This window comes from Roseateles sp. GW821-FHT09B06, assembly GCF_059418245.1.
In genome coordinates this window covers 142,221-155,412 of the sequence record NZ_JBWKPM010000005.1, presented here as the reverse complement: position 1 = coordinate 155,412, position 13,192 = coordinate 142,221, and the positions used below count along the sequence as shown (strand labels likewise).

Below are 13,192 nucleotides of genomic sequence, written 5' to 3'. Positions count from 1 at the left end.
GCGTTGATGGAGTTCCTGAACGACGGCTTCGGTCTGGTCCAGCAATGGCTGTTCGAGACCCTGATCCAGCCCCTGGTGTTCGACCTGGGCCAAGGCAATCTGTTGGAGGACGCGTTTGATGCCACCGGCTGGCTGCTCGTCGGCCTGCTGCAGATCGGCGTGATGCTGACCCTGTTCCGCGCGCTGGAGCGCTGGCGCCCGGTGGAGCCGGTGGCCGACCGGGCCGCGGTGCGCGTCGACATCCTCTACACGCTGATCCACCGCCTGGGCCTGTTCCGCCTGGTGCTGTTCTTTGCGATCGACCCGCTGTGGGATTTCCTGGCCGGCCAGGCGCGAATGGCCGGCCTGCCCAGCTACCAGCTCGATGCGCTGTGGCCGGGCGTCAGCGACATTCCCTGGGTCAGCTTCCTGCTCTATCTGCTGGCGTTCGACTTCGTCAACTACTGGCTGCACCGGGCCCAGCACCAGTTCCACTGGTGGTGGGGCCTGCATGCGCTGCACCACAGCCAGCGCCAGATGACCTTGTGGAGCGACAACCGCAACCACCTGCTGGACGATCTGCTGATCGACAGCGTGTTCGTGATCCTGGCGCGCCTGATCGGCGTGGAGCCGGGGCAGTTCGTCGCGCTGATCGCGGTCTCGCAGCTGCTGGAGAGCCTGTCGCACGTCAACGCACGGCTCTGGTTCGGGCCGCTGCTGGAGCGCGTGCTGGTGAGCCCGCGCTTCCACCGCCGCCACCATTCGATCGGCATCGGCCATGAGTCGGGCGGCCGCGGCACGCTGGGCGGGCACAACTTCGCCGTGCTGTTCCCGGTCTGGGACCTGCTGTTCGGCACCGCCGACTTCCAGCTGCGCTACGAGCCGACCGGCATCCGCGACCAGCTGGCCGAGGAGGGCGCGCGCGACTACGGCCGCGGCTTCTGGCGCCAGCAATGGCTGGGCCTGCGCCGCCTGGTCGGCCTGCGCTGAGTCCCGCCGTGCCACCGGGTATGCTGGCGGGACGCTGAAGTCCACGAGAGGGAGACGATGGTCAACACCATGGGCCGCATGGCCGACGCCTGCTGGCGTGCCGCCGCCTATTGCCTGCATCCGCGCGTCATCGGCCTGTCGCTGCTGCCGCTGTTGATCGCCGCCGGGCTGACCGTCGGTCTGGCCTATTTCTTCTGGGAGACGGCGGTGGACGGCGTGCGCGCCACCCTGGAATCCTGGCTGCTGGTGGAGAGCCTGCTGCGCTGGCTGGACAGCATGGGCGCTGCGGGCTTCCGCAGCGTGATGGCGCCGCTGCTGGTGGTCGCGATGGCCGTGCCGGTGGTGCTGGTGCTGGCCCTGGTGCTGGTGGCCTGGCTGATGACGCCGTCCTGCGTCGCGCTGGTGAGCGAGCGGCGTTTCCCGGCCATGGAGCGCAAGCACGGTGGTAACTGGTGGCAGGGCCTGCTGTGGTCGCTGCTCTGTGCGGCCGGAGCGCTGCTGGCGCTGTTCCTCAGCATGCCGTTCTGGCTGATCCCGCCGCTGGTGCTGGTGCTGCCGCCGCTGATCTGGGGCTGGCTGTCCTACCGCGTCTTCGCCTTCGACGTGCTCGCCGAGCATGCCTCGGCCGCGGAACGCAAGCAGCTGATGCGCGAGCACCGCCTGCCGCTGCTCACCATGGGCGTGATCACCGGCTACCTGGGTGCCGCGCCCTCGCTGATCTGGGCCTTCAGCATGCTGGCCGTGGTGCTGGCGCCGCTGCTGGTGCTGCTGACGGTCTGGCTCTACACCCTGGTGTTCGCCTTCTCCTCGCTGTGGTTCGCCCACTATGCGCTGACCGCGCTGGCCGAGCTGCGCGCCGCGCGGTCGGCCGCGGCCCCGCCCGCGGAGATGCCCTGGGTCGAGGAGGTGGCAACACCCGATCTGCTGCCACCGCTGCATGGAGGTCCGCCATGAACATCGGCCTGATCGTCGTCGGCGACGAAATCCTCTCCGGCAAGCGCCAGGACAAGCACCTGGCCAAGTTCATCGAACTGCTGGGCGAGCGCGGCCTGGCCCTGTCATGGGCCGAGTATGTGGGTGACGACCGCGAACGCCTGACCGCCGCGCTGGCGCGTGCCTTCGCCAGCGGCGATCTGGTGCTGAGCTGCGGCGGCATCGGCGCCACGCCGGACGACCATACCCGCCAGGCCGCCGCCGCGGCACTGGGGCGGCCGCTGGCGCTGCACCCGGAGGCGCGCGAGCTGATCTGGCAGCGCATCCGCCAGATGGCGGCGGAGCAGGGCGCCAGTGCCGACCCCGAGCATCCCGACACCCTGCGCCGCCTGCAGATGGGCGAGTTCCCCGAGGGCGCGGCCATCATCCCCAACCCCTACAACAGGATCCCGGGCTTCTCGGTCGGCACGGTCTACTTCGTGCCCGGCTTCCCGGTGATGGCGCATCCGATGATGGCCTGGGTGCTGGACCAGCGGCACCCCGAGCTGCGGCGCGGCGCGCTGCGCGAGCGCTCGCTGATCCTGACTGGCGCGATGGAGGCGACGCTGACGCCGCTGATGGAGCGCATCGAGGCGGAGTTCCCCGGGGTCAAGGTATTCAGCCTGCCCAGCGTCGACCATCCGCAATGGGGCCGGCATATCGAGCTGGGCGTCAAGGCCGGGCCGGAACTGGAGGCCCGCCTGCTGGCCGCCTACGAGGCCCTGAAACTCGGCCTCACCCATTTTGGTGCGGATGTAAGAACCGAATTGGTGCGCTAGACTGCACCGATGGAGTGCACCGATGCTGTGGCTGCCCCATCGCCCCTCTCTGTGAGCGGGCGCTGGGCGCACCAACAGCGCCAAGTGCGCGACATACCAGCCATGCACCGCCCTGGAGCCGGCAGGCCCGGAATGAGGCGATGGCTGGCACGCAAACTGCTTTCCTTTGCACGACGCTTTCGGGCGCTCACTGAATTCGCAAAGACATTCACACCCCGTCCCAATCCCGCTAGGAGTAATTGATGGCCAAGACCGTCGCCGACGTGATGCAAATGGTGAAGGACAACGAAGTCAAGTTCGTTGATTTCCGCTTCACCGACACCCGTGGCAAGGAGCAGCATGTTTCCGTGCCCGTGTCCCATTTCGACGAGGACAAGTTCGCCTCGGGCCACGCCTTCGACGGCTCGTCCATCGCCGGCTGGAAGGGCATCGAAGCCTCCGACATGCTGCTGATGCCGGACCCGAACACGGCCAATATCGACCCCTTCTTCGAAGAGCCGACCCTGATCCTGTCCTGCGACGTGATCGACCCGGCCGACGGCAAGGCCTATGAGCGCGATCCGCGCTCGCTGGCCAAGCGTGCCGAGGCCTACCTGAAGAGCAGCGGCCTGGGCGACACCGCCTACTTCGGTCCCGAGCCCGAGTTCTTCATCTTCGACTCGGTGCGCTGGAACGTCGACATGTCCGGCTGCTTCGTCAAGATCGAGTCGGAAGAGGCCGCCTGGAACACCGGCAAGGAATACGAGCACGGCAACCACGGCTACCGTCCCACCGTCAAGGGCGGCTACTTCCCCGTGCCCCCGGTCGACTCCGGCCAGGACATGCGTTCGGAGATGTGCCTGATCCTGGAATCGCTGGGCATCCCGGTCGAGGTGCATCACCACGAAGTGGCGAACGCCGGCCAGATGGAAATCGGCACCAAGTTCAGCTCGCTGGTGCAGCGCGCCGACTGGCTGCAGCTGCAGAAGTACGTGATCCAGAACGTGGCCCATGCCTATGGCAAGACCGCCACCTTCATGCCCAAGCCCATCGTCGGCGACAACGGCAGCGGCATGCACGTGCACCAGTCCGTCTGGAAGGACGGCAAGAACCTGTTCGCCGGTGACGGCTATGCCGGTCTGAGCGAGTTCGCGCTGTACTACATCGGCGGCATCATCAAGCATGCCCGCGCGCTGAACGCGATCACCAACCCCGGCACGAACTCCTACAAGCGTCTGGTGCCCGGCTTCGAGGCCCCGGTGAAGCTGGCCTACTCGGCCAAGAACCGCTCGGCCTCGATCCGCATCCCCTATGTGGCGAACCCCAAGGGCCGCCGCATCGAGGCGCGTTTCCCCGATCCTTCGGCCAACCCCTATCTGGCCTTCGCGGCCCTGCTGATGGCCGGTCTGGACGGTGTCGAGAACAAGATCCATCCGGGCGAGGCCGCCACCAAGGACCTGTACCACCTGCCGCCGGAAGAAGACGCGAAGATCCCGACCGTCTGCCACAGCCTGGACCAGGCCCTGGAATACCTGGACAAGGACCGTGCATTCCTCACGAAGGGCGGCGTGTTCACCGACGCTTACATCGATGCGTACATCGATCTGAAGATGCAGGAAGTGCAGCGCTTCCGCATGACCACCCACCCGGTGGAATTCGATATGTACTACGCACTGTGATGCCCATGGGCGGCGAGCGTGCATCCCACGCCACGCTGCCCGGGCCGGCGCGCAAGGGACGGCTCGGGCCGTCCCTTGTCATTTGCGGCGTGCCGCTTGCGCCACAATCACCCCATGCCAAACCGTCACGCCCTGTTTCTGCTGCTCGCCCTGGCGGGGGCGGCCGCCCATGCGCAGGTCTACCGCTGCCCCGGGCCGCCGGTGCTCTACACCGATGCGCTGACGCCCAAGGAGGCGCAGGACAAGGGCTGCCGCACGATCGAGGGCACGCCGATCACGGTGCTGCAGTCGGGGCGTCCGCGCCCGGCCGTCTCAGCGGCCAGCGGCGCTGCAGCGAGGACGCCCGGTGATGGACGCGTCGACCCCGCGCAGCAGAAGAGCCGCGACGACGAGCGCCGCCGCGTGCTGGAGACCGAGCTGCGCGCCGGCGAGCAGCGCCTGGCCGAGCTGCAGCGCGAATACCAGGGTGGTCAGCCCGAACGGCGTGGCGACGAACGCAACTACCAGAAGTACCTGGACCGGGTGGCCGAGCTCAAGGCCGGCATCGCCCGTCAGGAGGCCGACATCCAGGCCCTCAAGCGCGAGATCGGCAAACTGCCCTGAAGCCCTGCGGCGGCATGGTGGCCGGGCCCGCGAGGCCTTGCAACCATGAACCAGAACCCGTCCGACACCTCCGGCTTCGAAGCCTTCGACATGCTGGCCACCGTGGTGGCCGTGATCCGGCCCGACGGCGAATGCCTGTTCGCCAACACCGCCTTCGAGGCGGTGATGCGGCTGTCGCGCCGCGCCGTGCAGGGCGTCAACCTGTTCGATCTGTTCGCCGACGCGCAGCGCCTGTCCGAAACGGTCGAGGCGGTCGCCGGCAATGTTTTCTCCAGCAGCCGCTTCGATGCGCAGCTGCGCCGCGGCCCGCGTCCGCATGAGGACCTGCTGCCGGTGCATGTGCTGGTCAGCCAGACCGACAGCCCGGAGCGCGTGCTGGTCGAGCTGATCGAGAACGCTAAAGCGGTGCGCCAGGATCGCGAGGAGCGCACGCTCGACCAGGTGCAGGCCACCAAGGAACTGATCCGCAACCTGGCGCATGAGATCAAGAACCCGCTGGGCGGCATCCGCGGTGCGGCCCAGCTGCTGGCGCTGGAGCTCCAGCCGACCGACCTGGGGTCCGAGCTGAACGAATACACCCAGGTGATCGTGCACGAGGCCGACCGGCTGCAGTCCCTGGTGGATCGGCTGCTCGCGCCGCACCGCCGTGCCCAGGTGGTCGGTGATGTCAACATCCACGAGATCTGCGAACGCGTGCGCTCGGTCATCCTGGCCGAGTTCCCGCGCGGCCTTGCGGTGCTGCGCGACTACGACACCTCGCTGCCCGATTTCCGCGGCGACCGCGAACAGCTGATCCAGGCCGTGCTGAACATCGTGCAGAACGCCGCCCAGGCCCTGCATGCGCGCATCGCCGCCGGTGATGCGCGGATCACCCTGCAGACCCGCGTGGCGCGCCAGGTCACGATCGGCAAGCAACGCTGGCGCTTGGCACTGGAATTGCATGTGCAGGACAACGGCCCCGGTGTGCCGGCGGAAATCCGCGACCGCATCTTCTATCCCCTGGTCTCGGGCCGGGACGGAGGGACGGGCTTGGGACTCACGCTGTCGCAGACCATCGCCCAGCAGCATCAGGGCATGATCGACTGCGACAGCGAACCGGGCCGGACCGACTTTCGAATCACACTGCCTTTGCCCTGAGCGCGGGCGATCAGAAGCAAAGGGGAGCCTTGCATGAAATCCATCTGGATTGTTGACGACGACCATTCGATCCGTTTTGTGCTGGAGAAGGCCTTGAGCCGCGAAGGGCTGCCGGTGCGCAGCTTCAGCAATGCGCGCGACCTGCTGGCGGCACTCGACGAGGACAGCCCCCAGGTGCTGGTGTCCGACATCCGCATGCCCGGCGGCTCGGGCCTGGACCTGCTGGCCAAGGTGAAGGAGAGGCTGCCCGGCCTGCCGGTCATCATCATGACCGCCTACTCCGATCTGGACAGTGCGGTCTCGGCCTTCCAGGGCGGCGCCTTCGAATATCTGCCCAAGCCCTTCGACCTGAGCCGCGCGGTCGAGCTGATCCGCCGCGCCCAGGAGGAAAGCCAGCGCGAGGCGGTGGCCGAGGAGGGCTCGGCCCAGGTGCCCGAGATGCTGGGCCAGGCCCCGGCGATGCAGGACGTGTTCCGCGCCATCGGCCGGCTCTCGCAAAGCCATGTCACCGTGCTGATCACCGGCGAGTCCGGTTCCGGCAAGGAGTTGGTGGCGCGCGCGCTGCACAAGCACAGCCCGCGCGGCGAAGGCCCGTTCGTCGCGATCAACACCGCGGCCATCCCCAAGGACCTGCTGGAGAGCGAGCTGTTCGGCCACGAGCGCGGCGCCTTCACCGGCGCGCAGGCGACGCGGCGTGGCCGCTTCGAGCAGGCCGACGGCGGCACGCTGTTCCTGGACGAGATCGGCGACATGCCGCTGGACCTGCAGACGCGTTTGCTGCGCGTGCTGTCCGACGGCCAGTTCTACCGCGTCGGCGGCCACAGCCCGCAGCGCAGCAATGTGCGCGTGATCGCGGCCACCCACCAGAACCTGGAGGAGCGGGTGCGCCAGGGCGTGTTCCGCGAGGATCTGTTCCACCGCCTCAACGTGATCCGGTTGAGGCTGCCGGCGCTGCGCGAGCGCCGCGAGGACATCCCGGTGCTGGCGCGCTACTTCCTGCAGCGCAGCGCCATCGAGCTGGGTGTCGAGGCCAAGCGCCTGTCGGACGCGGCGCTCGCCAAGCTGGTGGGCTTCGACTTCCCCGGCAATGTGCGCCAGCTGGAGAACGTCTGCCACTGGCTCAGCGTGATGGCACCGACCCAGGTGGTCGAGCCCAAGGACCTGCCGCAGGAGCTGCTGCAGGCCGCGCCGCCGCCGGTGGCCGCGGCCGGCATGCCCAGTGCGCCGGCCCAGCCCGCGGCCGCAGGGGCCGGCGAAGCCGCCGCAGCGGTCGGCCTGACGCCTTTTACCTCCGGGCCCGATGCCTGGGTGGCCGAGATGGCGCGCGAGGCGCGCCGCCTGCTGGCCAATGGCGAGCCCGAGGTCTGGGACACGCTGACCCGCCGCTTCGAGGCCAGCCTGATCCTGACCGCGCTGGATGTCACGCGCGGCCGCCGCATCGAGGCGGCGCAGAAGCTGGGCATAGGCCGCAACACGATCACCCGCAAGATCCAGGAGCTGGGCCTGGATGCCTGAGCGCCGGCCGGCGTGCTGTCAGCCGGCGCTCTTGTCCAGCCACACGCCCAGCCCTTGGGCGTTCAGCTCCACATCCATCGCCAGCAGCTCGCGCTGGCGCGCCGGCGCCAGCGTGCAGCCGTGGCGGGCCAGCTCGCCCAGGTAGAGCGCCTCCAGGCCGGCCTTCAGCGCCGCATGCCGATCCGGGTTGCCGCGCTGCGCCTGCGCGATCTCGACCATCGCGCGTGCCTGGCGCAGCAGCAGCTCGGCCAGGCGCCGCACCTCGGCTTCGCTGCCGCCGACGCGGCCATAGTGGGTCAGGAACATCTGCCGCGGCTCGTAGCCCAGCAGCCGCTCGACCGAGGCGTACAGCGCCTCGGGCTCGAACTGCACCGGCGTGCTGGTCGGCATGATCCAGGCGCCGAGCGGCGGCGTGTCGAACTCGCGGTAGGACAGGCCGAAGGTGTCGCCGGTGAAGCAGCCGCGGCTCCTGGCGTCCCAGATGCAGTGGTGGTGGCGCGCATGGCCCGGCGTGTCCAGCAGCAGCAGCTCGCGCCCGCCGAGCTGCACGCGCATCTCGTCATGGCTTTGCACGACCCGCTCGGCCGGCACGCCGACCAGCCGCCCATAAGAGCGCTGCATCTCCGCCGCGCCATAGACCGCCAGCGCGCCCTGGTAGAGCGCCGTCGGGTCGATCAGATGGCGCGCGCCGCGCGGATGCACCAGCAGACCGGCGTTCGGCAGCGAGCGCATCAGCAGGCCCGCGCCGCCCGCATGGTCCAGATGCACATGGGTCGGGATCACCCAGTCCACCGCCTCGACGCCCAAGCCCAGCGCCGCCAGCGCGCCCAGCAGGCGCGGCACCGCATGGTTGGTGCCGGTGTCGATGAAGGCGGCGCGGCCGTCATCGACCAGCAGGTAGGCGGCATCGAAATGGTCGCGCTGGAAGCCGGTGTCGACGGCATGGATGCCATCGCCCAGGTCCTGCAGGTAATCGGGCATCGCGGGCATCGAGGTCTCCTTATCTCCTTACTTAGAATGGCGCAACCATAGCCGAAGAGATTGTGCCGATGGCCGTTCGAGAGATTCTGAAGATGGGCGATGCGCGCCTGTTGCGCGTGGCCAAGGCCGTCACCGAGTTCGGCACGCCCGCGCTGCGCGAACTGGTGGCCGACATGATGGACACGATGAAGGCCGCCAATGGCGCCGGCCTGGCCGCGCCGCAGATCGGCGTGGACCTGCAGCTGGTGATCTTTGGTTTCGAGCGCAACGAACGCTATCCGGAGGCGCCGCCGGTGCCGCTGACCGTGCTGCTGAATCCGCTGATCACGCCGCTCTCCGAGGTCGAGGAGGAGGGCTGGGAGGGCTGCCTGTCGGTGCCCGGCCTGCGCGGCGTGGTGCCGCGCTTCGCCCGCATCCGCTACACCGGCCAGGACCTGGACGGTCGGCCGGTCGAGCGCGAGGCCGAGGGTTTCCATGCCCGCGTCGTCCAGCATGAATGCGACCATCTGCAGGGCCTGCTGTACCCGATGCGGGTGCGTGATTTCAGCCGTTTCGGCTACACCGCGGTGCTGTTTCCCGAGCTGGACCCGAACGCCGACGACTGAGTCCCGCCCGGGTTCACGAGGCAAAAAAATGTAAACGGGTCGGCCCGTGGCGTCCGGCCGGCGTTATATCGGCATATCGAGGAGACCGTCATGCGCGCCCTGCCCCCATCCGTCGCATCCTGGCTGCGCCTGTTGCGTCGCATCGGCCTGCTGCTGGCGCTATGCGCGGTGCCGGCCTGGGTCGCCGCCGAGCGGGACGACAACGATCCGCCGGCGCGGGCCGGCCGGGTGGCCGAGATCAGCGGCGAGGCCTGGCTGTTCGACACCGAGGCACGGGAATGGACCCGTGTGACCCGCAACCAGACCATTGCCGCCGGCGACCGCCTGCGCACCGAGGAGCGCAGCCGCGTCACGCTGCGCGTCGGCTCCACCAGTCTGTGGCTGGACGAGGACTCCGATCTCGAGTTCAGCCGCCTGGACGACGAGCGGGTCGAGCTGGTGCTGGACAAGGGTGCCGCCGCGCTGCGCCTGCGCAGCCGCGAGGAGGTCAACGACTACCGGCTGCGCACCCGCGAGGGCCGTTTCACGGCCGAGCGCGAGGGCCTGTACCGCATCGACCAGCTGGAGCGCGGCAGCCGCGGTCTGAGCTGGGAGGGCAGCCTGCGTTTCGACTCGCGCGCGCCGGAGGCCGGACCGGTGTGGATCAATGCCGGCGAGCAGGCCGAGTTCTGGTGGGCCGACGGCCCGCGCGCCGAACGCCAGAAACTGGCGCGCGACGAATTCTCCGACTGGCTGCTGGCGCAGCGCGAGGCGGAGGGCCGGCATCTGGCGCATGGCTATGTCTCGCCCGAGATGACCGGCGCGGAGGATCTGGACCGCTATGGCCGCTGGGAGCAGAGCAGCGACTACGGTCCGCTCTGGGCGCCCAGCGTGGTGGCCGTGGGCTGGGCCCCCTATCGCTATGGCCGCTGGGTCTGGTCGGTGAGCTGGGGTTGGACCTGGGTGGACGATGCGCCCTGGGGCTTCGCGCCCTTCCATTACGGCCGCTGGGTGCATTGGGGCGGCCGCTGGTGCTGGGCGCCGGGGCGTTATGTCGCGCGGCCGGTCTATGCGCCGGCCCTGGTGGCCTGGGTCGGTGCGCCGGCGGTGAGCGTCGGCGTCAATGTCGGCGGAGGGCGTCCGCCGCCACCGCGTTACGGCTGGGTGCCGCTGGCGCCGCGCGAGGCCTATGCGCCGAGCTATCGCCACAGCCATGGCTACTGGCAGCGCCTGAACCGCGACCATGACCCGGTCACCGTGGTCCGGCCCGGCCGGCCCGGACAGGGATCGGAGCGTCCCGACCGCCCCGGCTCGCCGCGCCCGCACCGCAATCTGGAAGTGGTCGGCGCCGTCAGCGCCATGCCGGCCCAGGGCGGGCGCCCCATGCCTTACCGTCCGACGGAGGCCGGTCCCCTGAAGCCGCTGGCGCAGGCGCCCGGCCGCGGCGATCTGCCGTTGGTCCAGCCGCGCGAAACGCGCCCGCAGCCGGCATTCGAACCCCGGCGGCGCGAGCGGCCGGACGGGGGGGATCGCGCCGAGCGCCCCGAGCGCCCCGACCGTGCCGATCGGCCCCAGCTGCCGCCGCGCATCGAACGGCAGGAGCGTCCGGAACGCCCGGAGCGTCCTGATCGAGCCGAACGACCCGCCAGGGACGCGGACCGTGGCGAGCGTCCGCAGTGGCAGGGCGTGCGGCCCGAACAGCCGGCGCGGCCGACCGACGAGTTGCCGCAGCTGCGTCAGCGCGAGCGCGAGCACATGCCACGGGCCGAGCGAGCGCAGCCGGAGCGTCCGCGTGAACGCCCGCAGCAGCCCGCGGCCGAGTTGCCGCGCGCGCCGATGCCCGCACCCGAGCGCGCCATGCCGGTGCCGCAGCCGATGCCTCAGCCGATGCCGCAGCGCGTCGAGCCGCCGCGCCGCGAGGCCGCGCCGCCGCCACAGGCCCGCGACAACAATCCCGGCCCGCCGCGGCCGGCCGTCACCCCGCCGCGCCAGGACGAGCGAGGGGATCGGGGTGAGCGGGGCGAACGGGAGCGGGGCCGCGGCCGCGGCGAAGCGAACGGTCGCTCGCAGCAGGCGCAGTAGGCCTCAGAGCAGGGGCTTGAGCCCCTGCCAGACCTGCTCCAGCATCAGCGGGTGGGCCTTGGCCAGCGGGTGGATGCGGTCGCCCTGGAACCAGTCCTCGGCATCCGGCCGGTCGGCCACGCCCTTCAGCAGGAAGGGCGTCAGTGCGGTCTGTTCGGACTTGGCCACGCGCTCGAACAGCGCCGCGAAATCGCGCCCATAGCTGGCGCCATAGTTGGGCGGCAGCTGCATGCCCACCAGCAGTACCTTGGCGCCGGCCGTCTTGGCGGCGCGCACCATGGCCAGCAGGTTGTCCTGCGTGCCCTTCAGCGGCAGGCCGCGCAGCGCATCGTTGCCGCCCAGCTCGATCACCACATGACTGGGCCGGTGCTGGCCGAGCAGGCCCGGCAGGCGCGAGCGCCCGCCCGCGGTGGTGTCGCCGCTGATGCTGGCGTTCACCACCTCGACGGGGGGCTTGTGCGTCGCCAGGCGCTGCTGCAGCAGCGCCACCCAGCCGCTGCCGCGCGCGATGCCATACTCGGCCGACAGGCTGTCGCCCAGCACCAGCAGGCGCTGCGGGCGCGTTTCGGCGCCCGCCAGGCCCGGCAGGGCCAGGCCGAGCGCCAGCAAGCTACAGTCCAGCATCCACGCGCGGCGTGTCATCCCCGTATCCATTTCATCCATGTCCGAAGCCATCATTGAAGTTCAAGGCGTAGCCAAGCAGGTGCAAGACGCTGGCGGCATGCTGACGATTCTGCATGACATCTCCTTCACGCTGGCGCCGCGTGAATCCGTGGCCATCGTCGGGGCCTCCGGCTCGGGCAAGAGCACCTTGCTGGCCATCCTCGCCGGCCTGGACAAGCCGAGCGCCGGCACGGTGCGGCTGGCCGGTCAGGACCTGTTCGTGCTGGACGAGGACCAGCGCGCCGCGCTGCGCGCCCGCCATCTGGGCTTCGTGTTCCAGAGCTTTCAGCTGCTGGCCAACCTGACCGCGCTGGAGAACGTGATGCTGCCGCTGGAACTGCGCGGCGAGCGTGATGCGCGCGCCCAGGCCACGCAGATGCTGCAGCGCGTGGGGCTGGGGCAGCGGCTCGGGCATTACCCGCGCGTGCTGTCGGGCGGCGAGCAGCAGCGCGTGGCGCTGGCGCGCGCCTTCGTGCTGAGGCCCGCCCTGCTGCTGGCGGACGAGCCGACCGGCAGCCTGGACTTCGCCACCGGTGCCGCGGTGATGGAGCTGATGTTCGAGATGAACCGCGAGGCCGGCACGACCCTGGTGCTGGTGACCCACGATACCGGCATCGCCGCGCGCTGCCAGCGGCAGCTGCGCATCGATGCCGGCCACCTGGTGGCCGACGCGCTCAGCGACGCTGCTGTCGTTGCCTGAGGCGGCGCCAGCGTTCGCCGCGGATCACCGCCCACCAGCCCAGATAGACGGCCAGGTAGGCGAGGGCGCCGAGCAGCACGCCGGCCAGGGGCAGACCCACCAGCAGCGGCTTGCCCAGGGTCTGCAGCCAGCCCCACAGCGAGGGGCCCCAGCTCATCGGGGCGGCCCAGTCGAACTCCGGCATGACCGGCGCCACGACCGGTTCGCCGTTGCCCACCACCAGGCGGCCCAGCGCGACCGCCAGGGTCCAGATCGGCAGCAGGGTGAAGGGGTTGGTCAGCCAGGTCGCGGCGACCGCGGCCGCCACATTGGCGCGGAACACGATGGCGATCAGGGCCGCGAACAGCATCTGCGTCGGCAGCGGGATCACGCCCATGGCCAGGCCCAGCGCCGCCCCCAGCGCGACGCGGCGCCGGTGCGCGACCCACAGCCAGGGGCGCGGCGCCAGGTAATGTCCGAGCCAGCGCAGGCCGGGCGTTTGCGCCAGGGCGTCGGGGCGGGGCAGGATGCGGCGGGCGAATCGGGTGGCGGGCATGGGGGCGTAAAAAA

13 protein-coding genes are annotated in these 13,192 nt (G+C 70.0%); 10 read left to right on the top strand and 3 right to left on the bottom strand.

Annotated features, from left to right (window positions below; translation table 11 throughout):
- The first annotated feature begins 6 nt into the window (after positions 1 to 6).
- From AC07OQ_RS06705 to ntrC, 7 genes are all read left to right on the top strand, one after another.
- Positions 7 to 969: a sterol desaturase family protein gene (locus AC07OQ_RS06705; protein ID WP_495052321.1), complete on the top strand. Its 963-nt coding sequence runs from the start codon at positions 7 to 9 to the stop codon at positions 967 to 969.
- 57 nt (positions 970 to 1,026) lie between these two features.
- The gene (locus AC07OQ_RS06700; protein WP_495052320.1) at positions 1,027 to 1,923 is read left to right on the top strand and encodes an EI24 domain-containing protein; all 897 of its coding nucleotides are present in this window, start codon (positions 1,027 to 1,029) and stop codon (positions 1,921 to 1,923) included.
- Positions 1,920 to 2,720 (top strand): competence/damage-inducible protein A, encoded by an 801-nt coding sequence (locus AC07OQ_RS06695; RefSeq protein WP_495052319.1) that lies wholly within the window; start codon positions 1,920 to 1,922, stop codon positions 2,718 to 2,720. The genes AC07OQ_RS06700 and AC07OQ_RS06695 overlap by 4 nt, the downstream gene beginning before the upstream one ends.
- 242 nt (positions 2,721 to 2,962) lie before the next feature.
- Complete coding sequence (gene glnA / locus AC07OQ_RS06690) at positions 2,963 to 4,378, top strand: type I glutamate--ammonia ligase (RefSeq protein ID WP_495052318.1); 1,416 nt, start codon at positions 2,963 to 2,965, stop codon at positions 4,376 to 4,378.
- Between the two features lie 114 nt (positions 4,379 to 4,492).
- The gene (locus AC07OQ_RS06685) at positions 4,493 to 4,981 is read left to right on the top strand and encodes a hypothetical protein (RefSeq protein ID WP_495052317.1); all 489 of its coding nucleotides are present in this window, start codon (positions 4,493 to 4,495) and stop codon (positions 4,979 to 4,981) included.
- A 45-nt stretch (positions 4,982 to 5,026) separates the two neighbouring features.
- Positions 5,027 to 6,118, top strand: coding sequence for a nitrogen regulation protein NR(II) (gene glnL / locus AC07OQ_RS06680; RefSeq protein WP_495052316.1), 1,092 nt, complete (start codon positions 5,027 to 5,029; stop codon positions 6,116 to 6,118).
- A 33-nt stretch (positions 6,119 to 6,151) separates the two neighbouring features.
- Positions 6,152 to 7,633: a nitrogen regulation protein NR(I) gene (gene ntrC / locus AC07OQ_RS06675; RefSeq protein WP_495052315.1), complete on the top strand. Its 1,482-nt coding sequence runs from the start codon at positions 6,152 to 6,154 to the stop codon at positions 7,631 to 7,633.
- Positions 7,634 to 7,651: 18 nt separating this feature from the next.
- Here the strand turns inward: ntrC and AC07OQ_RS06670 are convergent, their stop codons facing one another.
- Positions 7,652 to 8,623, bottom strand: coding sequence for an MBL fold metallo-hydrolase (locus AC07OQ_RS06670; RefSeq protein ID WP_495052314.1), 972 nt, complete (start codon positions 8,621 to 8,623; stop codon positions 7,652 to 7,654).
- A 59-nt stretch (positions 8,624 to 8,682) separates the two neighbouring features.
- Between AC07OQ_RS06670 and def the strand changes: the two genes are divergently transcribed.
- Both def and AC07OQ_RS06660 read left to right on the top strand, forming a co-directional pair.
- Complete coding sequence (gene def / locus AC07OQ_RS06665) at positions 8,683 to 9,219, top strand: peptide deformylase (protein ID WP_495052313.1); 537 nt, start codon at positions 8,683 to 8,685, stop codon at positions 9,217 to 9,219.
- A 90-nt stretch (positions 9,220 to 9,309) separates the two neighbouring features.
- Positions 9,310 to 11,280, top strand: coding sequence for a DUF6600 domain-containing protein (locus AC07OQ_RS06660; RefSeq protein ID WP_495052312.1), 1,971 nt, complete (start codon positions 9,310 to 9,312; stop codon positions 11,278 to 11,280).
- A gap of 3 nt (positions 11,281 to 11,283) precedes the next feature.
- Here AC07OQ_RS06660 and AC07OQ_RS06655 read toward each other — a convergent pair whose 3' ends face one another.
- Complete coding sequence (locus AC07OQ_RS06655; RefSeq protein WP_495052311.1) at positions 11,284 to 11,922, bottom strand: arylesterase; 639 nt, start codon at positions 11,920 to 11,922, stop codon at positions 11,284 to 11,286.
- A 19-nt stretch (positions 11,923 to 11,941) separates the two neighbouring features.
- On the opposite strand from AC07OQ_RS06655, the gene AC07OQ_RS06650 reads away from it, so the two are divergent.
- The gene (locus AC07OQ_RS06650) at positions 11,942 to 12,643 is read left to right on the top strand and encodes an ABC transporter ATP-binding protein (RefSeq protein ID WP_495052310.1); all 702 of its coding nucleotides are present in this window, start codon (positions 11,942 to 11,944) and stop codon (positions 12,641 to 12,643) included.
- Here AC07OQ_RS06650 and AC07OQ_RS06645 read toward each other — a convergent pair.
- The gene (locus AC07OQ_RS06645) at positions 12,618 to 13,178 is read right to left on the bottom strand and encodes a DUF2062 domain-containing protein (RefSeq protein WP_495052309.1); all 561 of its coding nucleotides are present in this window, start codon (positions 13,176 to 13,178) and stop codon (positions 12,618 to 12,620) included. The genes AC07OQ_RS06650 and AC07OQ_RS06645 overlap by 26 nt on opposite strands.
- Between the last annotated feature and the right edge of the window lie 14 nt (positions 13,179 to 13,192).

Bases quoted from the DNA above. Each gene is read 5' to 3' on its own strand.
- AC07OQ_RS06705 (WP_495052321.1), top strand. From the start codon at position 7: ATGGAGTTCCTGAACGACGGCTTCGGTCTGGTCCAGCAATGGCTGTTC.
- AC07OQ_RS06700 (WP_495052320.1), top strand. From the start codon at position 1,027: ATGGTCAACACCATGGGCCGCATGGCCGACGCCTGCTGGCGTGCCGCC.
- AC07OQ_RS06695 (WP_495052319.1), top strand. From the start codon at position 1,920: ATGAACATCGGCCTGATCGTCGTCGGCGACGAAATCCTCTCCGGCAAG.
- glnA (WP_495052318.1), top strand. From the start codon at position 2,963: ATGGCCAAGACCGTCGCCGACGTGATGCAAATGGTGAAGGACAACGAA.
- AC07OQ_RS06685 (WP_495052317.1), top strand. From the start codon at position 4,493: ATGCCAAACCGTCACGCCCTGTTTCTGCTGCTCGCCCTGGCGGGGGCG.
- glnL (WP_495052316.1), top strand. From the start codon at position 5,027: ATGAACCAGAACCCGTCCGACACCTCCGGCTTCGAAGCCTTCGACATG.
- ntrC (WP_495052315.1), top strand. From the start codon at position 6,152: ATGAAATCCATCTGGATTGTTGACGACGACCATTCGATCCGTTTTGTG.
- AC07OQ_RS06670 (WP_495052314.1), bottom strand. From the start codon at position 8,623: ATGCCCGCGATGCCCGATTACCTGCAGGACCTGGGCGATGGCATCCAT.
- def (WP_495052313.1), top strand. From the start codon at position 8,683: ATGGCCGTTCGAGAGATTCTGAAGATGGGCGATGCGCGCCTGTTGCGC.
- AC07OQ_RS06660 (WP_495052312.1), top strand. From the start codon at position 9,310: ATGCGCGCCCTGCCCCCATCCGTCGCATCCTGGCTGCGCCTGTTGCGT.
- AC07OQ_RS06655 (WP_495052311.1), bottom strand. From the start codon at position 11,922: ATGACACGCCGCGCGTGGATGCTGGACTGTAGCTTGCTGGCGCTCGGC.
- AC07OQ_RS06650 (WP_495052310.1), top strand. From the start codon at position 11,942: ATGTCCGAAGCCATCATTGAAGTTCAAGGCGTAGCCAAGCAGGTGCAA.
- AC07OQ_RS06645 (WP_495052309.1), bottom strand. From the start codon at position 13,178: ATGCCCGCCACCCGATTCGCCCGCCGCATCCTGCCCCGCCCCGACGCC.